The 19639-nt window shown below is 72.2% G+C and carries 18 protein-coding genes; 8 read left to right on the top strand and 10 right to left on the bottom strand.

Annotation, left to right across the window (positions count from 1 at the left end; all coding sequences use genetic code 11):
- Positions 1-84 precede the first annotated feature (84 nt).
- Both ACSNOG_RS04845 and ACSNOG_RS04840 read left to right on the top strand, forming a co-directional pair.
- Positions 85-1116, top strand: a complete 1032-nt coding sequence (locus tag ACSNOG_RS04845; RefSeq protein WP_436751256.1) for a fatty acid desaturase family protein — start codon at positions 85-87, stop codon at positions 1114-1116.
- A gap of 81 nt (positions 1117-1197) precedes the next feature.
- Complete coding sequence (locus tag ACSNOG_RS04840) at positions 1198-1380, top strand: hypothetical protein (RefSeq protein WP_058042796.1); 183 nt, start codon at positions 1198-1200, stop codon at positions 1378-1380.
- A 79-nt stretch (positions 1381-1459) separates the two neighbouring features.
- Here the strand turns inward: ACSNOG_RS04840 and ACSNOG_RS04835 are convergent, their stop codons facing one another.
- The 4 genes from ACSNOG_RS04835 to ACSNOG_RS04820 form a co-directional block, all read right to left on the bottom strand.
- On the bottom strand, positions 1460-2476 hold the full coding sequence (locus ACSNOG_RS04835; protein WP_436751255.1) for a TolB family protein: 1017 nt from the start codon (positions 2474-2476) through the stop codon (positions 1460-1462).
- 31 nt (positions 2477-2507) lie between these two features.
- Positions 2508-3794, bottom strand: a complete 1287-nt coding sequence (locus ACSNOG_RS04830) for an MFS transporter (RefSeq protein WP_436751254.1) — start codon at positions 3792-3794, stop codon at positions 2508-2510.
- Between the two features lie 2 nt (positions 3795-3796).
- Complete coding sequence (locus ACSNOG_RS04825) at positions 3797-4558, bottom strand: alkaline phosphatase family protein (protein ID WP_436751253.1); 762 nt, start codon at positions 4556-4558, stop codon at positions 3797-3799.
- A 215-nt stretch (positions 4559-4773) separates the two neighbouring features.
- Positions 4774-5037: a hypothetical protein gene (locus ACSNOG_RS04820; protein ID WP_436751271.1), complete on the bottom strand. Its 264-nt coding sequence runs from the start codon at positions 5035-5037 to the stop codon at positions 4774-4776.
- A 124-nt stretch (positions 5038-5161) separates the two neighbouring features.
- Between ACSNOG_RS04820 and ACSNOG_RS04815 the strand changes: the two genes are divergently transcribed.
- Positions 5162-6076 carry an oxygenase MpaB family protein gene (locus ACSNOG_RS04815; RefSeq protein WP_436751252.1) on the top strand — a complete coding sequence of 305 codons (915 nt, stop codon included), beginning with the start codon at positions 5162-5164 and terminating at the stop codon, positions 6074-6076.
- Here the strand turns inward: ACSNOG_RS04815 and ACSNOG_RS04810 are convergent.
- Positions 6059-6586 (bottom strand): PadR family transcriptional regulator, encoded by a 528-nt coding sequence (locus ACSNOG_RS04810; RefSeq protein WP_436751251.1) that lies wholly within the window; start codon positions 6584-6586, stop codon positions 6059-6061. The two genes, ACSNOG_RS04815 and ACSNOG_RS04810, sit on opposite strands and share 18 nt — an antisense overlap.
- A gap of 102 nt (positions 6587-6688) precedes the next feature.
- Between ACSNOG_RS04810 and ACSNOG_RS04805 the strand changes: the two genes are divergently transcribed.
- Positions 6689-7459: an alpha/beta fold hydrolase gene (locus ACSNOG_RS04805; protein WP_436751250.1), complete on the top strand. Its 771-nt coding sequence runs from the start codon at positions 6689-6691 to the stop codon at positions 7457-7459.
- Positions 7460-7545: 86 nt separating this feature from the next.
- On the opposite strand, the gene ACSNOG_RS04800 is transcribed toward ACSNOG_RS04805, so the two are convergent.
- Positions 7546-8205: a class I SAM-dependent methyltransferase gene (locus ACSNOG_RS04800; RefSeq protein ID WP_436751249.1), complete on the bottom strand. Its 660-nt coding sequence runs from the start codon at positions 8203-8205 to the stop codon at positions 7546-7548.
- 125 nt (positions 8206-8330) lie between these two features.
- Here ACSNOG_RS04800 and ACSNOG_RS04795 point away from each other — a divergent pair, with 125 nt between their 5' ends.
- Together ACSNOG_RS04795 and ACSNOG_RS04790 are read left to right on the top strand one after the other, a co-directional pair.
- The gene (locus ACSNOG_RS04795) at positions 8331-8717 is read left to right on the top strand and encodes a roadblock/LC7 domain-containing protein (protein WP_436751248.1); all 387 of its coding nucleotides are present in this window, start codon (positions 8331-8333) and stop codon (positions 8715-8717) included.
- Between the two features lie 150 nt (positions 8718-8867).
- Positions 8868-9845, top strand: a complete 978-nt coding sequence (locus tag ACSNOG_RS04790) for a DUF6397 family protein (protein ID WP_436751247.1) — start codon at positions 8868-8870, stop codon at positions 9843-9845.
- A 27-nt stretch (positions 9846-9872) separates the two neighbouring features.
- Here ACSNOG_RS04790 and ACSNOG_RS04785 read toward each other — a convergent pair whose 3' ends face one another.
- Entirely contained in the window at positions 9873-10736 is an 864-nt protein-coding gene (locus tag ACSNOG_RS04785; RefSeq protein ID WP_436751246.1) for an acyl-CoA thioesterase, read from the bottom strand.
- A gap of 49 nt (positions 10737-10785) precedes the next feature.
- Positions 10786-13299, bottom strand: coding sequence for a DEAD/DEAH box helicase (locus tag ACSNOG_RS04780; RefSeq protein WP_436751245.1), 2514 nt, complete (start codon positions 13297-13299; stop codon positions 10786-10788).
- A 134-nt stretch (positions 13300-13433) separates the two neighbouring features.
- On the opposite strand from ACSNOG_RS04780, the gene ACSNOG_RS04775 reads away from it, so the two are divergent.
- The gene (locus ACSNOG_RS04775) at positions 13434-14225 is read left to right on the top strand and encodes a metal-dependent hydrolase (protein ID WP_436751244.1); all 792 of its coding nucleotides are present in this window, start codon (positions 13434-13436) and stop codon (positions 14223-14225) included.
- Between the two features lie 40 nt (positions 14226-14265).
- Here the strand turns inward: ACSNOG_RS04775 and ACSNOG_RS04770 are convergent, their stop codons facing one another.
- The gene (locus tag ACSNOG_RS04770; protein WP_436751243.1) at positions 14266-16047 is read right to left on the bottom strand and encodes an ABC transporter ATP-binding protein; all 1782 of its coding nucleotides are present in this window, start codon (positions 16045-16047) and stop codon (positions 14266-14268) included.
- Positions 16044-17867, bottom strand: a complete 1824-nt coding sequence (locus ACSNOG_RS04765) for an ABC transporter transmembrane domain-containing protein (protein WP_436751242.1) — start codon at positions 17865-17867, stop codon at positions 16044-16046. Before ACSNOG_RS04765 ends, ACSNOG_RS04770 begins: the two co-directional genes overlap by 4 nt.
- Before the next feature lie 149 nt (positions 17868-18016).
- Between ACSNOG_RS04765 and ACSNOG_RS04760 the strand changes: the two genes are divergently transcribed.
- Positions 18017-19633, top strand: a complete 1617-nt coding sequence (locus ACSNOG_RS04760; RefSeq protein ID WP_436751241.1) for a peptide-N4-asparagine amidase — start codon at positions 18017-18019, stop codon at positions 19631-19633.
- The last annotated feature ends 6 nt before the right edge of the window (positions 19634-19639 follow it).

Raw genomic sequence — 19639 nt, 5'->3', positions numbered from 1 at the left:
GGTGACTCCATGGCCCCGGACCGGCCCCCGTCCGTACGTTCGGTGAGGTCAGCCCAGCCTGCCTGCCGACCGTCCGGAGACCCCATGCCCCAAGCCGCCACTCTGCTCGCGGAACCCGCCGCAGGCAGTGACTTTGCCCCGCTCCTCCGCCAGGTCCGGGGACAGGGCCTCCTCGAACGCCGCAGAGGCTGGTACGCGCGCAGCATCGCCGTGAACCTCCTCGCGCTCGCCGCCACGGCCGCCGGGATCGTGCTCAGCGGCGACTCCTGGCGGACCGTCCTGCTGGCCGCCCCCGCCGCCCTGTTCTGGGCCCGCACCGCCTTCGTCGGGCACGACAGCGGGCACGCCCAGATAGCAGGCACCCGGCGCACCGGCCGGCTGATCGGCCTCGTCCACGCGGACCTGCTGCTGGGTATGAGCTACGGATGGTGGAACGACAAGCACAACCGCCACCACGCCAACCCCAACCACGTCGACAAGGACCCCGACGTCGGTGTCGGGGCGCTCGTCTGGACCCGGCACCAGGCCGCGCAGCGACAGGGCTTCACGCGGTGGCTCACCCGCAACCAGGCCCGCCTCTTCTTCCCGATGCTCCTGCTCGAAGGCATCAACCTGAAGATCTCGAGCGTGCGCGACCTCAAACGGCGCACCCCGGCCGAGCGGCGGACGGAAGCCGTGCTCCTGGCCCTCCACGCCGCCGGCTACGCGACCCTGCTGCTGTCCGCGATGTCCCCGGGCAAGGCCCTCGCCTTCGCCTTCGTCCACCACGCCCTCTTCGGCCTCCACCTCGGCATGGTCTTCGCCCCCAACCACAAGGGCATGGAGATGCCGGACCCGGACGGCCCGCGCTGGGGCCACCTCCGCCGCCAGGTGCTCACCTCGCGCAACGTGCGCGGGGGCCCCGTCACCGACTGGCTCATGGGCGGGCTGAACTACCAGATCGAGCACCACCTCTTCCCGAACATGCCGCGGCCCCACCTGCGCCTGGCCCGGCCGCTGGTCCGCGCGCACTGCCGCGCGTCGGGGCTCCCGTACACGGAGACTGGAATCGTCGACTCGTACCGCGAGGCGCTGCACCACATGCACGCGGTGGGCGCCCCCCTGCGGACAGGATGAGCCAAAACGAGCGAGGAACCAGGCGCAGCCGCCGGGCGTTCTCACGGACAGAGCGGCAGCCGTCGCGAAGGAGGCAGGGACATGAGCAACAGGACCAAGGTCGCCGTCGGAGGCGTGGCGGTCGGAGTCATCCTGCTGTGGCTGCTGCCCTTCTGGGCCGCACTGCTGGTGATGGTCGGTGTGCCGGTCGGCGCGTATCTTCTGCTGGACTCCTCGCAGCGCAAGAGGCTGCGCCGGGTCTCGCGCAAGGAGCTGGGGCGCTGAGCACGCCGAGGACGCCGAGGACGCAGAGGACGCAGAGGCTGCGGAGGACGCAGAAGACGTAAAGGCTTACGGGCCGGGGTCAGCCGGTGAAGGCCGGGGCCAGCGCCGCGGGCATCGTCAGCCGCGGGCTGCCGGATCCGTCCGCCGGCACGGACCACAGATCCGACCCGTAGTCGCCGGGCAGCGCGTAGACGAGGGTGTGCCCGTCCCGCCACACCGCCTGGTCGTCGATGTTGCGCCGCTCGGCCGTCGCCGTCTCGCGCAGGGTGCGCAGCTCCAGGACGTACAGCCGCCAGGGCGCGTCGTCGGGCGCGCCCTCGACGCGCTTCTTGTAGGCGATGCGCGTCCCGTCGGGGGACAGGGACGGGCACTCGACGTTGGCGTGCAGGGAGCGCAGCGTCCGGTCGGTGCGGTCACCGCGCACGAGGTACGTGTGCCCGCCCGTGGCCACGGTCGCGTAGAAGTGCGTGTCGTCGGAGAAGGTGACGCCCCAGACGTTGAGGTCCGCCGCCTTGTGGAGGCGGCCGTCCAGGAAGAACCGGTAGTCCTCCAGGTTGCGGTCCAGCGTCCAGCTGTCCAGGTCCACCACGGAGGTGCGGGTGGAGAAGTTCGTCCCCGCGTACGAGTCCCCGCTGACGAAGACGGTCCAGGCGGCGGAACGTCCGCTGGGGGAGACGCGGGCCCGGGTCGGCACGCCGGCCAGGTCGTAGCGGCGCAGCTCGCGCAGCCGGGCGTCCAGGACGACGGCCCGGTAGCCGTCCCGGAGCTTGCCGTGCACTGCCTGCAGGCAGATTCCCGTCCCGCCGGCCGAGTGGAAGCGCAGGCAGTGCACCCCGGACGAGGTGCGGGCCCCCGTCGGGTCGGCGGCCGGCACCGAGGCGATCTCGTCGCGGTGCGGGCCCCAGGCCATGTTCCGGAAGACGCTCCTGCCCGGTGCGTCCAGAATGACCTCGCCGCGGCCGACCCGCGGGCCGCCGGGCCGCGCCCGGTCCTTCTCGGCGGCCCGCCCGGCGGCGTGCAGCGTGGCGGCCAGCGCGACACCACCCAGGACCAGCACGGCCGTGAGGAGGATCAGGAGACGGTTCTTGCGGTTCATCAGGGCAGTCCTCGTGGTTCGGCGTCGCGGTTCAGCGGACGGGCGCCGCGGGGCCGTCCGCGGACCGGGGTTTCGCGGGGCGCAGCAGCAGGGCGCTGGCGGTGGCCGAGACGGCGAGACCGGCCGCTGCCGCCTCCAGCGCCGTGCGGTCGCCCCACGCCGTCCAGGCCGCCCCGAAGGCGATCGAGCAGGCGAAGCGGGCGGCGGCCTGCCCGGTCTGTACGACGGCGAGCCCGGTGCCGCGGACGGACTCGGGAACGGCGTCGGCGGTGGCGGCGGCCAGCACCCCGTCCGTGGACGCGTAGAAGCTGCCGTGCAGGGCGAGGACCGCGCCCAGCAGGACGGGCGAGTCGCCGAGCGGGGCCACGAGCAGGCCGTAGGCGCCCAGGAGCGCGAGGTGGCCGCAGAGGAACAGCCTCCGGCGGCCGAAGCGGTCGGCGACGGCTCCCAGGGGGACGGCCAGCAGGAGGAAGGCGGTGGCCGTCCCCAGCGGCAGGAGCGGGAACCAGGCCTCGGGCAGGTCCAGCCGGCGCTGCAGCGTGAGGTACAGGAACGAGTCGCTGACGGTGGTCAGCCCCAGCAGCGCCGCGCAGACGGTCAGCCGGCGGACCTCCGGGCGCCGCGCGACGGCTCGCAGGGGCGCCCTGGCGGCGGCTGTGCGGTGCCCGCCGGAGGCAGCACGGCCGGGCACGAAGAGCAGGAGGACCAGTACGCCGAAGACGGCCACGCAGCCGCTCACGGTGAACACGGCGTCGTATCCGCCGGCCGCCGCCCGCAGGATGAGGAAGGCGATCAGGGGACCGATCAGTGCGCCCGCGGTGTCCATCGCGCGGTGCACGCCGAAGGCCCTGCCCCGGACGGCCGGTGCGCAGGCCAGGGAGATCATGGCGTCGCGGGGTGCGGTGCGCAGGCCCTTGCCCGTGCGGTCGGCTGCGAGCACCGCGCCGATCAGGGGCACGCTGTGCACGGCGAGCAGCAGAGGCTTGCACAGGGCGGACAGGCCGTATCCGACGGCGGCCACGGCCTTGTGACCGCCCGGGCCGCGGTCGGCGAACCTCCCGCCGACCAGTCGTACGAGGGCGCTGACGCCGTTGTGGATGCCGTCCAGCAGGCCGAAGCCGAGAGGGGAGAGCCCGAGTTCGGCCACGAGGTAGAGCGGCAGGACGGCGGTGACCATCTCCGAGGAGACGTCCGTGACGAGGCTGACGGTGCCCAGGGTGAGCACGGTCGCGGGGACGGCGGCCCGCCGGCCGGGGGAGGGGGCCCGGCCGGCGGTGTCGGGGACGTCCGGGGTGGTGCGGCGGTCCGCGAGGTACACGGTCAGCTGTTCCAGATGCCGGTGATGTCCTTGGCGTCCGCTGCGTTCCCGGCATGCCCGGTGCCGTACATGTCCTCGATGGTGCGCAGGACGTCGTAGTGGTTGTAGGTGGTACCGGAGGTGGAGCCGGCCTTGACGGGCTGTCCGTAGACCACGGTCGGGATGCGGTTGCCGCTGAGCCTGTTGTCCTCGTCGAAGGTGATGAGGAGGAGGCTGTTGTGGGACTTGGCCCAGTCCGCGTAGCCCTTGAGGTTGTTCTTCAGCCAGGTGTCACCGGTGCCCACGGAGCAGTCGTGCATGTCACTGCAGAGGTTCGGCACGACGAAGGAGACGGTCGGCAGCGCGGTGTAGTCGGAGGGGAAGGCGCCCATCGTGTGCGCCGTGCTGGTGGGTACGTTGCTGAAGCCGAACCACGGGTTGTGCTTCTGCGCGTACTTGCCGCTCTTGCACGTGGTGGACCCCTCGGAAGGCAGCGATTCGTTGTAGCTGGCCCAACTCCTGCCCTTGGCCACCAGTTCGGAGGCGAGGTTGGGCTCGTCGCTGAAGCCCGGAGTGACGCAGCTGTCGTCGGTGACGCCCTGGGTGTCCCCGGAGAACAGGGCGTAGTAATTGGGCTGGCTGGGGTGCGTCTCGGCGTACGACGCGGTCAGGCTGGCCCCGCCCGCGGCGAGGGAATTGATGTAGGGGGCGCTGGAGCTGCCCATGACCTGCCCGTAGGCGTGGTTCTCGAAGACGACGACCACGACGTGGTCCGGGGTGGGCACTGCCGTTGCGGCGGTGGAGTCCGAGGCCCACAGGCCGAGGGAAGTGGCGGCGAGGCCGAAAGCCGCGGCCAGGGCGCCGAGGTTACGGCGGCGGGGGCCGCCTTCGAGGTGACGGCTTCGGGAACAACAACCCAGCGGAATGCGACGACCGGCAGCCGGGGGAGGCGTAGGAAGGCGCCCCGCGCGCGTATGTGCGTGCGCGAGGCGCGTGCGCCTCAGGCGGCGGGCAGGCCCAGCAGTTTGCGCGCCACGTGCTGGGGCGTCTCGTCGTGCTCACGGGCGAGTGCGATCACCGCCCGGCACGCGAGCTCGTTCACCCCGAAGCAGAGCGCTTCGGGGGAGACCCAGCGGGCCGCCTCGGCGCTTCTGTCGTGGTCGTCCTCGGCGCACGCCGCCACGTAGGAGGCTGCGGCCTCGAAGAGATTGGGCTGCCGCCCGGCGGGCGGCGGGGGCTCCGGCAGCTGCCAGGCCTCCTCGATGCGCTTGCGGAGCTTGTCGAACACCGATCGTCACCTGCCTCCGCGAGCCGTCCGGCCGTGGTCGTTCAAGTGTGCCCGCCACCCGTAGAGTTGAACCTCCGACGAACGAAGGGGCGACCGCCGAGTGAAGCGCTATGACCGGCTCAAGGAGATCCGGGGGATGGACCCCGAGCGGGACTTCTTCAAGATCTACCGGATGATGGCGACCCTGGAGTTCCCCTGGGACATCACGCGCGCCTTGGAGCTCGCCCTTTACAGGACCTATGCAGTGCCCGGCATCGGCCGTCTCCTGGCCGACACGGGCGAGTTCTGCGACCGCACGCAGAAGCGGTACGACGACACCGCCCTCCTGCTCGACGCCGTCGTGGAGCACGGGTTCGATAGCGAGAGCGGCCGGACGGCGATCCGCCGAATCAACCAGATGCACCGCAGCTATGACATCAGCAACGACGACATGCGCTACGTCCTGTGCACCTTCGTCGTCATCCCGGGAAGGTGGGTCGACGCGTACGGCTGGCGCCGCTTCTGCGGGCACGAGCGGCATGCGATCGCGGCGTACTACCGCACCCTCGGCGAGCACATGGGCATCCGGGATATCCCGGGGTCCTACACGGAGTTCGAGCGCTGCATGGACGACTACGAGGCCCGGCACTTCGGCTGGGACGAGGGCGGCCGGCGCGTGGCCGACGCCACGCTCGACCTGATGGCCTCCTGGTATCCGCGGCCGCTCGCCCCGCTCGTGCGCGGTGCGAGCCGGGCCCTGCTGGACGACTCCCTGCTGCGGACGTTCCGCTACGACCAGCCGCATCCCGCCACCCGCGCCCTGGTCCGGGGCGCCCTGCGGACGCGCGCCAAGGCCGTACGCCTCCTCCCGCCGCGCCGCACCCCGCACTTCGTGCGCCAGAACCCCGAGATCAAGGGCTATCCGAACGGCTACGCGGTCGCAGAGCTGGGCACGTTCCCGGCCGTCCGGCGGGGCGCGCGGCCGGGCGCCTGCCCGGTGCCGCACGGGCAGGCCGCCTCAGGCGCCGCGGAGTGAGCCGATCGTCTCGCGCAGCCAGGCCAGCTCCGCGCGGCTGGTGGCGCGGGCGATGGTGAGCACCCCACGCCGGAAGGGGTCCTCGATCTCCTCGGCGCACAGCGGCCGGTCGCCGGCGTAGAAGAAGCTGGCCGGCTTCTGGAGGAACGCGAGCCGCCGTTCCAGGACGGCGGCCTGACCCGCCGGCTCCCCCAGGTGACGCAGGAACGCGAGCACCGTGAACCAGCGGTTCTCGTCCGTGATGTCGTTGTCGGCCGGCTGCGCGAGCCGGTGTCTCAGCTCCGCGCGGCCGTGCGCCGTCAGGGAGAGGACGTGCCGCGGGGCGGCTCCGGACCCCGGCCGGGTCTCCCGGGCGAGCAGCCCCGCCGACTCCAGGCGCTTGATCGCCGGATACAGCGAGCCCTCCGCCACGGGCTTGACGTGCCCGGTGAGCGCAGCGATGCGCTTGCGCAGCTCGTAGCCGTGCAGCGAAGCGTCGTAGAGGAATCCGAGGATGGCGAGTTCAAGCATGGCGGTATTCAACCCGACGGCCGGTGTACATCGCTATGGCAGTACATCGAGATCGATGTATGGTGATGATCCAGTACGGAATCGCTGGAGGGGAGATTGGGCATGCGACAGGCGGAGTTCGGATCCACGGGGGCCTGTGTGCGATGGACCGAGGCTTCCGGAGGCGGCCCCGCGCGGGTCTACCTCCACGGCCTGGGATCGGCCTCGGCCGTCTACCACGCGCACATCGCCGCCGCCGCAGCGCTGTCCGACCGGCGCTCACTCTTTGTCGACCTGCCGGGACACGGCATCAGCGACCGTCCCCTGGACTTCGGTTACACGCTCGAGGAGCACGCCGACGCGGTGGCGGCCGCCCTGCACTCGGCCGGGGTCAAGGGGGCCGAGGTCGTGGGCCACAGCATGGGGGGATCGGTCGCCATCGTGCTGGCCGCGCGGCGGCCCGAGCTGGTCTCGCGACTGGTCCTCGCCGAGGCCAACCTCGACCCGGACCCGCCCCGGACGGCCGGCAGCAGTGGCATCGCCTCCTACACGGAGGAGGGGTTCGTCCACGGCGGGGGGTTCACCGACACCCTGCAGCGGGTGGGACCCCTGTGGCGCGCGACGATGCGGCTCGCCGACCCGACCGCCCTGCACCGCAGCGCGATCGGCCTGGTGCGCGGGACCCGGCCGACCATGCGTCGCATGCTGCTGGACATGACCATTCCGCGGACGTACCTGATGGGGGAGCTCAGCGGAGAGCTGCACGGGCGCGAGGAACTGGAGGCCTCCGGGGTGACCGTGGAGACCGTGCCCGGTGCCGGACACAACATGATGTTCGACAACCCCGCCGCTTTCGTCGAAGCGGTGGCCGCACGGTCTCTCCTGCCTTCCTGATCCTCTGCTTTTCGACCCTCCTGCAGTCTTGGCCGGCTTCCCGGCCTGCTGGTGTGGGTGACGTGTCAGCCGCGTGCCGCGGTGTGTCAGCCGTGGAGCACTGTGTCCGGCCCCGGCCCCGGCCGGTCCGTCCGGCTCGCGAGTGCCAGGAACCGGGTGTCCTCGTCCGTGTACGAGTCGAGGTGCCAGCCGCCGCGCGCCAGCAGGGGGCGCAGGTTGGGCTCGGCGCGCTCGTCGTCGGGCGTCACCTGACGTCCGTGACGGGCGGCGAGCGCGGCACGGCCGACGGGGTGGAAGAGCGCGAGCCGCCCGCCGGGCCGCACGACGCGGGCCAGCTCGCGCAGCCCGGCCACCAGGTCCGCCAAGTGCGAGATGAGGCCCGCCGCGAAGACGGCGTCGACCGAACCGTCCCGCAGGGGCAGCCTGGTGACGTCGGCCAGGAGCAGCCGCCCGTCGTGCTGCCGGCCCGCCCGCACGGCGGCGTCCAGCATCGCGGGCGTGAGGTCCGCGCCGAGCACGACGCCCCGCGGCCCGACCGCGGCGCGCAGGGCCGGAAGCGCCCGGCCGGTACCGCATCCCGCGTCCAGGACGACGTCGCCGCGGCCCAGCCCGAGATCGGCGACGGCGGCCTCGTAGGCGGGCCCGTCATCGGGGAAGCGGGCGTCCCAGTCGCCCGCCCGCTCGGTGAAGAACTCCTGTACGTGGGCGGGATCCCGCCACTGCTCCTTGGTCGTTTGCTGTGCCATGTCCCCATCATGTGCCAACTTGCGCACGGACCCGTGCCGACGGGCCGGGACGGGTTGCCGACGGCACGCCGGTGAGCAAGGCTGGCACGGCAGTTACGGGGAACAGCGGAACGGGGAGGCGGGACATGACAGTCGGCAAGGGGCTCGACTGGATGCTGGACGACCTGACCGAGCGCATCGAGCACATACGTCACGCACTGGTGCTCTCCAACGACGGGCTGGTGACGGGGGCCAGCACGAGCCTGCAGCGGGAGGACGCCGAGCACCTGGCCGCGGTCGCGTCGGGGCTGCACAGCCTCGCGAAGGGAACGGGCCGTCAGTTCCGGGCGGGCCGGGTGCGGCAGACGATGGTCGAGTTCGACGAAGGCGTGCTGTTCGTGACGGCGGCGGGCGACGGCAGCTGTCTGTGCGTACTCGGGGGAGCGGAGGCCGACATCGGCCAGATCGGCTACGAGATGACGCTGCTGGTCAACCGCGTCGGCGAGCACTTGGGCGTCGAGGCCAGGCAGTAGGGCGCGAGGGGGGCGGGACCGGGGCGAAGCGCGACGCGGAGTCCTCCGAGCGAGAGTTATCCACAGGGCGGGCGGCCTGTCGCACTCCATCGCTATCGTCGTCACTGTCAGTGATCGGGCAGTGATCGAGCGATGACGGGGGAGAGTTCCATGGCGGTGCAGGAATGCCGGGAGCGGAGCGCGACGGCCACGGTGGCGTGTGGGAGGGCTGCGCGGGAGCTGGGCCTCAGGCCACGCGAATTCGAGCTGGCCGTGCAGCTGGGCCACGTGCGGACGGTGTCCGCGCCCGGCGGCAGACCACGGGTCGCGCGGGAGGAGATCGAGCGGCATCGCTCCGGCGAGGGCTTCCCCGGATCGCTGCGCAACCGCCTGTGGGCGGTGGGCACGGCCGAGGCCGCCCAGCTGATGGGGGTGAGCCCCGCTCGCTTCGCACGCCTTGCCAAAGGGGGCTGCTTCGCCCCGGTGGCGTTCTACGTCAACCGGTACCGCGCGGTGGTCTGGCGCTATCTGGCCGCCGACCTCGTGGAGTTCGCCGACGCCAACCCCGAGCTCCTCACGGGACGCACGCCTGCCGCACTCCGCCTGGAGCTGGAGGGGCGTGACGACCAGCGGGCGCGGAGCTGGCGGGCCCGCCGGCTCGACCAGCTGACCGGACAGGCGGCGGACCCCTGGGAGCGGGCGGCGGCCGTCGCGGCTGTGCTCGCCTCCGACCAGCTGGCGGATGCCGTGCCCGATCCGTACGAGCGGGCGTACGTCAGCTCGCTGCGCCCGGACCTCGCCGGGATCCGCACGGACTCCGAGGCGGCGCGGGAAGTCATCGAGAGGGTGACGCTCGCCGCCGGCGCCGATGAGATCGGGCGCCACCGGGAGCGGCTCGCCCTGGCTTTGTCCGCCGCCCGGGCTGTCCGGTCGGCTCCCGGGCCCGTGGGGCATGCGCTCGCGCCTGTCGTGCAGGAGCCGGGCGGAGGTGCGGGGGGAGACGGGCCACCGGATCGTGTGCCGGAGCCGGAGCCGGAGCCGGAGCCGAAGGGGACGGAGCAGGTGATTCCTCCGCGGGCCGGGCAGGAGCCGGAGGAGGCTCCGGCCGGGCTGCGGGCCTGGCTGCGCCGGCTGCGGCGCGTGGCCTGATGCCCGGCCGGACCGGGCCCCGGGTGGTCAGCCCACCTTGCGGAAGAGTCCCTCCTGCATCACCGACACCAGCAGGCGCCCCTCGCGGTCGAAGATCTGACCGCGGGCCAGGCCCCGGGCGCCCGTTGCGATGGGCGACTCCTGCTGGTAGAGGAACCACTCGTCCGCCTGGAAGGGCCGGTGGAACCACATCGCGTGGTCCAGCGAGGCCATGTCGAAGCCGCGCGGCCCCCACAGGGGCTCCACCGGGATGCGCACGGCATCGAGGAGCGTCATGTCGCTCGCGTACGTGAGGGCGCAGGTGTGCACGAGCGGGTCGTCGCCCAGCGGCCCCAGCGCGCGCATCCACACCGCGCTGCGCGGCTCGGTGCCCGCCAGCTCCTGCGGGGTCCAGCGGAGCCGGTCCACGTAGCGGATGTCGAAGGCCAGTCGGCGCTCCATGTGGCGCAGGGCGCTGGGCAGCTCACCGAGGCGGTCGCGGATCTCGTCGGCGAGCCGGGGCAGTTCCTCGGGCGCCGGCACGTCCGGCATGGGCACCTGGTGTTCGAAGCCCGGCTCGGGTTCGTGGAAGGAGGCGGTGAGGTTGAAGATCGTGCGGCCCTGCTGGACGGCCACCACGCGCCGCGTGGTGAAGGAGCGGCCGTCGCGCACCCGCTCCACCTGGTACACGATCGGCACCCCGGGCCGCCCGGGGCGCAGGAAGTACGCGTGCAGCGAGTGGACCGGGCGGTCGCCGTCGGTGGTCCGCCCGGCCGCGACCAGTGCCTGCCCGGCCACCTGCCCGCCGAAGACGCGCTGCAGCGACTCGTCGGGACTGCGGCCCCGGAAGATGTTCAGGTCGATCCGCTCCAGGTCGAGCAGACCCACCAGACGGTCGGTCGGTGTGGTCATCGGGCCTCCTTCGCCGCCGGGGCCCGACGCGTGGGCCGTGCCTCGGAGGCTACAGCTGACCGACGTCCACGACGCGGACCACCGCGCGGCCCTCCTCGTCGGAGGCGGTGAGGTCCACCTCAGCGGTGATGCCCCAGTCGTGGTCCCCGCTGGGGTCCGCGAAGGTCTGGCGCACCCGCCACAGGCCGTCCTGCGGCTTCTCCTCGATCCGCAGCAGCTTCGGGCCGCGGGCGTCGGGCCCGGTGCCCAGGTCGTCGTACTCGTCCCAGTACGCGTCCATGGCCTCGGCCCAGCGGTCCTCGTCCCAGCCGGACTCGGCGTCCATCTCGCCGAGCTCGTCCACCTTGTCGAGGGCGGCCAGCTCGACCCTGCGGAAGAGGGCGTTGCGCACGAGGACCCGGAAGGCGCGGGCGTTCGCCGTGACCGGCTTGACCTGGTCGGCGCGGTCCTGCGCCTGCTCGGCCGTCTCCTCCTCGGGGTTGGCCAGCTGCTCCCACTCGTCCAGCAGGCTGGAGTCGACCTGGCGCACCATCTCCCCGAGCCAGGCGATCAGGTCCTCGAAGTCCTCCGACTTCAGGTCGTCGGGGACGGTGTGGTCCAGGGCCTTGTACGCACCGGCGAGGTAGCGCAGGACGATGCCCTCGGTCCGCGCCAGGTCGTAGTGGGAGGTGAACTCCGTGAAGGTCATGGCCCGCTCGTACATGTCGCGGATGACCGACTTCGGCGACAGCGGGTGGTCGCCGACCCACGGGTGGCTCTTGCGGTAGAGGTTGTAGGCGTGCGTCAGCAGCTCTTCCAGCGGCTTGGGGTAGGTGACGTCCATGAGCCGCTCCATGCGGTCCTCGTACTCGACGCCGTCCGCCTTCATCACGGCGACCGCCTCGCCGCGCGCCTTGTTCTGCTGCGCCGCGAGGATCTGCCGCGGGTCGTCCAGCGTCGACTCCACCACCGAGACCATGTCCAGGGCGTAGGAGGGCGACTCCGGGTCCAGCAGCTCGAAGGAGGCCAGCGCAAAGGTCGACAGCGGCTGGTTGAGCGCGAAGTCCGACTGCAGGTCCACGGTCAGGCGCACGATCCGGCCCTCGGCGTCGGGCTCGTCGAGCCGCTCGACCACGCCGCCGTCCAGCAGGGAGCGGTAGATCGCGATGGCGCGGCGGATGTGCCGCAGCTGGTTCCGGCGCGGCTCGTGGTTGTCCTCCAGCAGGCGGCGCATCGCCTCGAAGGCGTTGCCCGGGCGGGCGATGACCGCCAGCAGCATCGCGTGGGTGACCCGGAAGCGGGAGGTGAGCTGCTCCGGCTCGGAGGCGATGAGCTTCTCGAAGGTGTTCTCGTTCCAGTTGACGAAGCCCTCGGGAGCCTTCTTGCGGACGACCTTGCGCCGCTTCTTGGGGTCGTCACCGGCCTTGGCGAGGGCCTTCTCGTTCTCGACGACGTGGTCGGGAGCCTGGGCGACGACGAACCCGGCCGTGTCGAATCCGGCCCGCCCGGCCCGGCCCGCGATCTGGTGGAACTCCCGGGCCCGCAGCGTGCGCACCCGCTGGCCGTCGTACTTGGTCAGGGCGGTGAACAGCACGGTGCGGATCGGCACGTTGACGCCGACGCCGAGGGTGTCCGTGCCGCAGATGACCTTCAGCAGCCCCGCCTGGGCGAGCCGCTCCACGAGCCGGCGGTACTTGGGCAGCATGCCCGCGTGGTGCACGCCGATGCCGTGCCGCACGTAGCGCGAGAGGTTCCGGCCGAACTTGGTGGTGAAGCGGAAGTTGCCGATGAGCTTGGCGATCTCGTCCTTCTCCTCGCGCGAGCACATGTTGATGCTCATCAGCGCCTGTGCCCGCTCCACGGCCGCGGCCTGGGTGAAGTGCACGATGTAGACCGGGGACTGCTGCGTCTGCAGCAGCTCGGTGAGGGTGTCGGTCAGAGGCGTCGCGCGGTACTCGTAGGAGAGCGGCACGGGGCGGGTCGCCGAGCGGACGACGGCCGTGGGGCGGCCCGTGCGCCGGGTCAGGTCCTCCTCGAACCGGGACATATCGCCCAGAGTGGCCGACATCAGGATGAACTGCGCCTGGGGCAGCTCCAGCAGCGGGATCTGCCACGCCCAGCCGCGGTCCGGCTCCGCATAGAAGTGGAACTCGTCCATCACGACCTGGCCGATGTCGGCGTCCTTGCCGTCGCGCAGCGCGATGGAGGCGAGCACCTCGGCGGTGCAGCAGATGACGGGCGCGTCGGCGTTGACCGAGGCGTCGCCCGTGAGCATGCCGACGTTCTCCGTGCCGAAGATCTTGCACAGGTCGAAGAACTTCTCCGACACCAGCGCCTTGATGGGCGCGGTGTAGAAGGTCACCTGGTCGTTGGCGAGCGCGGTGAAGTGCGCTCCGGCCGCGACCAGGCTCTTGCCGGAACCCGTGGGCGTCGAAAGGATCACGTTCGCCCCGGAGACCACCTCGATCAGCGCCTCCTCCTGCGCGGGGTACAGCGAGATGCCCCGCTCCTCGGCCCAGGTCGAGAAGGCTTCGAAAAGGGCATCGGGGTCGGCATGGCTCGGCATCTGATCGATAAGGGTCACCCCTCCATACTGCCTGGCCCCGGACCGGATCAGGGAACCGGCCGGTCGAATGGTGATCATCCGGGCGCTACGCTGAGTCGCCGACCCCGCGTCAGAAAAGCCGGGGCCGGCCGGCACGAGGAGGGGAATCGACCATGATGGGACCGGCGCACTCGCTCTCGGGAGCGGCCGCCTGGCTGGGGGTGGGGGCCGCGGTGGCCGCCGCCGGTCATCCGATGCCGTGGCCGGTGCTCGTCGTCGGTGCCCTGATCTGCGCCGGAGCGGCCCTCGCCCCCGACCTCGACCACAAGTCGGCGACGATATCGCGGGCCTTCGGCCCGATATCGCGCGTGCTGTGCGGCGTCATCGACAAGCTCTCGCACTCGGTCTACAAGGCCACCCGCGGCCAGGGTGACCCCCGTCGCAACGGCGGTCACCGCACCCTCACCCACACCTGGCTCTGGGCCGTCCTGATAGGTGGCGGGGCCTCGGCGCTGGCCATGACCGGCGGCCGCTGGGCCGTGCTCGGCATCCTCTTCGTCCACCTGGTGCTCGCCGTCGAAGGTCTCCTGTGGCGCGCGGCCCGCACCTCCAGCGACGTCCTCGTCTGGCTCCTCGGCGCCACCAGCGCCTGGATACTGGCCGGCGTCCTGAACGAGCCGGGCAACGGAGCCGACTGGCTCTTCTCCGACCCCGGCCAGGAGTACCTGTGGCTGGGCCTGCCGATCGTCCTGGGCGCCCTGGTGCACGACATCGGCGACGCGCTCACCGTCTCCGGCTGCCCGATCCTGTGGCCCATACCCGTCGGCCGCAAGCGCTGGTATCCGGTCGGGCCGCCGAAGGCCATGCGCTTCCGGGCGGGCAGCTGGGTGGAGCTCAAGGTCCTCATGCCCGCGTTCCTGGTGCTCGGCGGCCTGGGCGGACTGGGCGCCCTGGAGTTCATCTGACCCCGGGGTGCCGGGGGCGTCGCTCCCGTGCCCACCGCGGCTACCGGTGCCAGGAGCGCCACAGGGCCGCGTACGTACCTTCCGCCGCCACCAGCTCGTCATGGCTGCCCAGCTCGGAGATCCGGCCGTCCTCCGCCACCGCGATGACATCCGCGTCATGGGCCGTGTGCAGCCGGTGCGCGATGGCCACCACGGTGCGTCCCTCCAGCACCGTCGCCAGCGAACGCTCCAGGTGCCGGGCGGCGCGCGGGTCCAGCAGGGAGGTCGCCTCGTCCAGCACCAGCGTGTGCGGATCCGCCAGGACGAGCCGGGCCAGTGCGATCTGCTGTGCCTGGGCCGGGGTGAGCGCGAGCCCGCCCGAGCCCACCTCCGTGTCCAGCTCGCCCTCGAGCGCACGCGCCCAGTCGGCGGCGTCCACCGCCGCCAGGGCCGACCACAGCTCGTCGTCCCCGGCCCCGGGCCGCGCCAGCAGCAGGTTGTCGCGCAGGGACCCGACAAAGACGTGGTGCTCCTGGTTGACCAGGGCCACGTGGCGGCGCACCCGTTCCGCCGGCATCCGTGCGAGCTCCGCGCCGCCCAGCGTCACCGCACCCGAGCGCGGTGCGTAGATCCCGGCCAGCAGCCGGCCCAGTGTCGACTTCCCCGCGCCCGACGGCCCCACCAGCGCCACCCGGCTCCCCGGCGGGACCGCCAGGGAGACGCCGTGCAGGACGTCGTTGCCCTCCAGGTAGCCGAACCGCACCTCGTCCGCCCGCACCTCCCGGCCCTCGGGCTCGCGGCCGTCGTCCGCGCCCTCCGCGCCGATCTCGCGGACCCCCACCAGCCGGGCGAGCGACACCTGCGCGATCTGGAGCTCGTCGTACCAACGCAGGATCAGGCCGACCGGCTCGACGAGCATCTGCGCGAACAGCGCGCCGGTCGTCAGCTGCCCCACGGAGACCCACCCCTGGAGCACGAAGACCCCGCCGATGATCAGCACCGAGCCGAAGACCAGTGAGTGGGTCACGTTGATCACGGGGAAGAGGACCGAGCGCAGCCACAGGGTGTACCGCTCCCACTGGGTCCAGGAAGCGATCCGGTGGTCGGAGAGCGCCACGCGGCGCTCGCCCAGCCGGTGCGCCTCGACGGTCCGCCCCGCGTCGACGGTCTCCGTGAGCGATGCCGCGACCGCCGCGTACCCCGCGGCCTCCGAACGGTAGGCGCCGGGCGCCCGGCGGAAGTACCAGCGGCAGCCGATGACGAGCACGGGCACCGCGACCAGCACGCACAGGGCGAGCGGCGGCGCGGTCACCGTCAGCGCCCCCAGCAGCAGCGCCGCCCACACGAAACCGATCGCCAGCTGGGGCACGGCCTCGCGCATGGCCTCGGCCAGCCGGTCGATGTCGGTGGTGATCCGCGACAGCAGGTCGCCGGTGCCGGCCCGTTCCAGGACGCCCGGCGGCAGTCCCACCGAACGCACCAGGAAGTCCTCGCGCAGGTCCGCCAGGATCTCCTCGCCGAGCATCGACCCGCGCAGCCGCACCATGTGCACGAACACCGTCTGCACGGCGAGCGCGACGGCGAACAGTGAGAGGGTGCGCCCCAGATGAACCTCTCGCGCACCCGCCGCCAGGTCCTCGACCATGCCGCCCAGCAGGTAGGGACCCACCATTGAGGCGGTCACGGCCACGGCGTTGACCACGACCAGCATGACGAACGCATTGCGGTGTCTGCGGAGCAGAGTGCGCACGTAGGCCCGGACGGTCGCGGGCCCCGCGACCGGGAGAGTGGTCGCCGACTCCGGTGCCGCGGGGTCGTACGCCGGTGGTGCCACGCCGATCATGCCGACTCCTCGATCTGTTCGCTCTCGCCGAGCTCGGTGAGCTCCGCGTCCAGTTCCCCCGCGGGCCGTACGACGGGGTCCGGCTCACGCGTGACCACCGCGCGGTACGCGGCGTCGTCACGCAGGAGGCCGCGGTGCGTTCCCACCGCCACCGCCCGGCCCTCCTGCACGAACACCACGCGGTCCGCCCGGTCGAGCAGCAGCGGGCTGGAGGAGAACACCACGGTCGTACGGTCCTGCCGCAGTGCCCGCAGCCCGTCGGCGATCCGGGCCTCGGTGTGCGAGTCCACCGCCGACGTGGGCTCGTCGAGCACCAGCACCTGCGGGTCGGTCACCAGCGACCGGGCCAGCGCCAGCCGTTGCCGCTGCCCTCCCGACAGCGAGCGCCCCCGCTCGGTGATGCGGGTCCGCATGGGGTCCCCGGAAGCGTCCGGGCAGGCCTGCGCGAGAGCGGTCAGCACGTCGTCGCACTGGGCCGCCGCCAGAGCGGCCTCGGCCGGTACGGCTCCGGAGGCGGGCACGTCCAGCAGCTCGGCGAGCGTCCCGGACAGCAGCACCGGGTCCTTGTCCTGAACGAGCACCGCGGTGCGGGCCGTCTCCAGCGGCAGGCCGTCCAGTGCGACGCCGCCGAGCAGCGCCGAGGGCGCGCCCTCGGCTCCCGCCGCGGCGTGCCCGCCCAGCCGGTCGGCCATCCGGCCGGCCGCGTCCGGGTCGCCGCACACCACCGCGGTCAGCCGGCCGGCCGGCGCCGACAAACCGCTCTCCGGGTCGTACAGGTCACCCGACGGCACCTCCCCGGGGCCTTCGCCCTCACCGGCCCGCGCGGTACGCCCCAGCGAGAGCACACGGGCCGCGCGGACCGCGGACGGCCGGGAGAAGGAATAGGCCATGGCGATCTCCTCGAACACCCTGAGCGGGAAGAGGAGGAACGTGACCAGGCCGTAGACGGTGACCAGTTCGCCGACACCCACCCGGCCGTCCTGCACCAGCCCGACCCCGTACCCGACCACCGCGATGAGCAGCAGGCCCGGCAGCAGCACTTGCACCGCCGCGATCAGTGCCCACATCCGGGCGCTGCGCACAGCTGCCCGGCGCACCTCCTGGGAGGCGCGCCGGTAGCGGTCCAGGAACAGCTCTTCACCGCCGATACCGCGCAGTACGCGCAGCCCCGCCACGGTGTCCGAGGCCAGTTCCGTGGCGTATCCCGCCTTGTCGCGCTGCTCGTCGGCCCGTTTCGTGGCGGGCGGCAGCAGGGGGAGCACGGCCAGGACGAGGGCGGGCACCGCCAGCGCGATGACCGCGCCCAGGGCAGGCTGGTAGACCACCAGAGCCACGCACACGGCGAGCGTCGTGAACAGCGCGGAGCCGAAGCGCGACAGTGCCTCCACGAACCAGCCGATTTTCTCGACGTCGCCCGTCGACACCGCGACGACTTCGCCGGCCGCGACCTGACGCGTCAGCGTGGCGCCCAACTCGGCCGTCTTGCGGGCCAGGAGCTGCTGCACGCGCGCCGCCGCCGTGATCCAGTTGGTGACGGCCGTGCGGTGCAGCATCGTGTCGCCCAGCGCCACGAGGCAGCCCAGCAGCACCATCAGGCCGCCCGCCAGGGCCAGCCGGGCGCCGGAGCGGTCGACCACGGCCTGGACGGCGATGCCGAGGGCGACCGGCAGCGCGGCCACGGCGGCCATGTGCACCACGCCCCACGCCGTGGCCTTGACCTGGCCGGCCAGTTGATTCCGCCCCAGCCAGAGCATTAATCGCGGCCCCGACCTGGTGTCGGGGCGGCCGGGATCGGTATACGGAAGGTCGCGGATCTGCATGTCATCCCAGGGGTGCGGGCGGGCCGGCAGGAGAAGTGAAAGGTTCGCGCCACTGGAGTGCCGCATTCAACCGGTTTTCGCACCCCGGCGCCGGATCAGGCCAACGGGGCTCTGGCGCACTGGAGTACGAACCGCTTCACTCCTGCCTCATGAGACGACTGTTGCTCGCGCTGTGCGCCGCGGCCACCGGTCTGGTGCTGGGCATGGGCCCGGCCGTGGCCGCGGGCCCGCCGACCGAGTTCGGCACCGACTGGCATGACCCGATCACCGCCGGGCCACCGGTGGCCACACCCGGCACCAAGGCCTGCACGGCCACCGTCGCCGACACGGAATTCCGCGACTACACGCCCTACAAGGGCACTTACGTGCCGCCCAAGGGCTGCGGCGACCGCTGGAACAAGGTCGTCCTGCGGCTCGACGGGGCCGTCGCCGGACGGCAGTACGACCGCCTGGGCTATCTGCAGGTCGGCGGGGTCGAGATCCTGCGGACCTCCACCCCTGAACCCTCCCCCGAGGGCATCACCTGGCACGTCGAGAAGGACGTCACCCGCTACGCGGCCACCTTCCGGGACAAGCAGCCCGTCGAGATGCTCATCGGCAACCTGGTGAACGAGACCTACACGGGCGTCATCAAGGTCAAGGCGACTCTGACCTTCTACGCCGCCGAAGGGCGTACCGGGGCGGCACATACGCCGGACAAGGTGCTCACCCTGGACGGTGCGCACACCACGGGTACGTCCTATGAGGGGCTGCTGACCACACCGCGCAACAGCGAGCGCATCGTCGCCGAGGTGTACGCGACCGGCTCGGGCGGCGGCTGCGAGGAGTTCTGGTACCTGACCGTGCCGGACGCGGCGCCGTACTCGTGCAAGGCCAAGGACGGCCCGTACCGCGAGGTCCAGGTCTCCGTGGACGGCAGGCTCGCCGGGATCGCCGCGCCCTTCCCCACCGTCTGGACGGGCGGCTGGTCCAACCCCTTCCTGTGGTACGTCATTCCCGGCCCGCGGGCCTTCGACGTCCGGCCGGTGGAATACGACCTGACGCCCTTCGCGGGGCAGCTCAACGACGGCAGGCCGCACCGGATCACGATCGCGGTCGCCGGTGTGCCGGAGGGACAGAGCGGCTGGAGCACGCCAACGAACATCCTCGTCTGGCAGGACGCCGAAGCGAAGCAGGTCACCGGGGCCCTCACCACGCACCGGGCGGGTGCGCCCGCGAACGCGGTCGCCTACGAAGCGGGCAAGGAGCACCAGCTGAAGGCCGACGGCGGGCACTCCCTGACGGTCGCCGGCTACGTGGACACCTCGCGCGGCAGGGTGACCACCACCGTCAGCCGCACGGTCGGCGCCGCGTCCACCCACAGCTGGACCGACGGCGAGTCGAAGGACGCCCTCCGGGCCCGCTGGACCGACGACGAGAACGTAACGGTGGCCGGCCACGGACCCGCCACGACGACCCGTGCGCACCGCGTTTACAGCATGGACGGTGCCATCACCATCGGCGCGGGCGACCGACTGCGGACCGTGATGACGATGGGCGACCGCTCCGACAGCGTCACCCTGCGTGCCGGCAAGCGGCTCGGATGGTCGCTGACGGACGACACCTATACGGGCGACGCGGCGTACAACCAGAACGTCCCGAGGGACCAGCGGCACGCCACCGGCGTCTCGCGTGAGCACTACCGCGTCCTCGGGCCGGGGACCTGCTACGACCGGACCCTGGCCACCGCCCAGGGAGAGCTGACGGAGGACAGGCGCTTCTGCTGATCCTTC

This window comes from Streptomyces sp. URMC 124, from assembly GCF_051386455.1.
GTDB lineage: Bacteria > Actinomycetota > Actinomycetes > Streptomycetales > Streptomycetaceae > Streptomyces.
The sequence above is the reverse complement of the archived record's forward strand: the minus strand, read 5'-3'. Positions and strand labels throughout refer to the sequence as shown.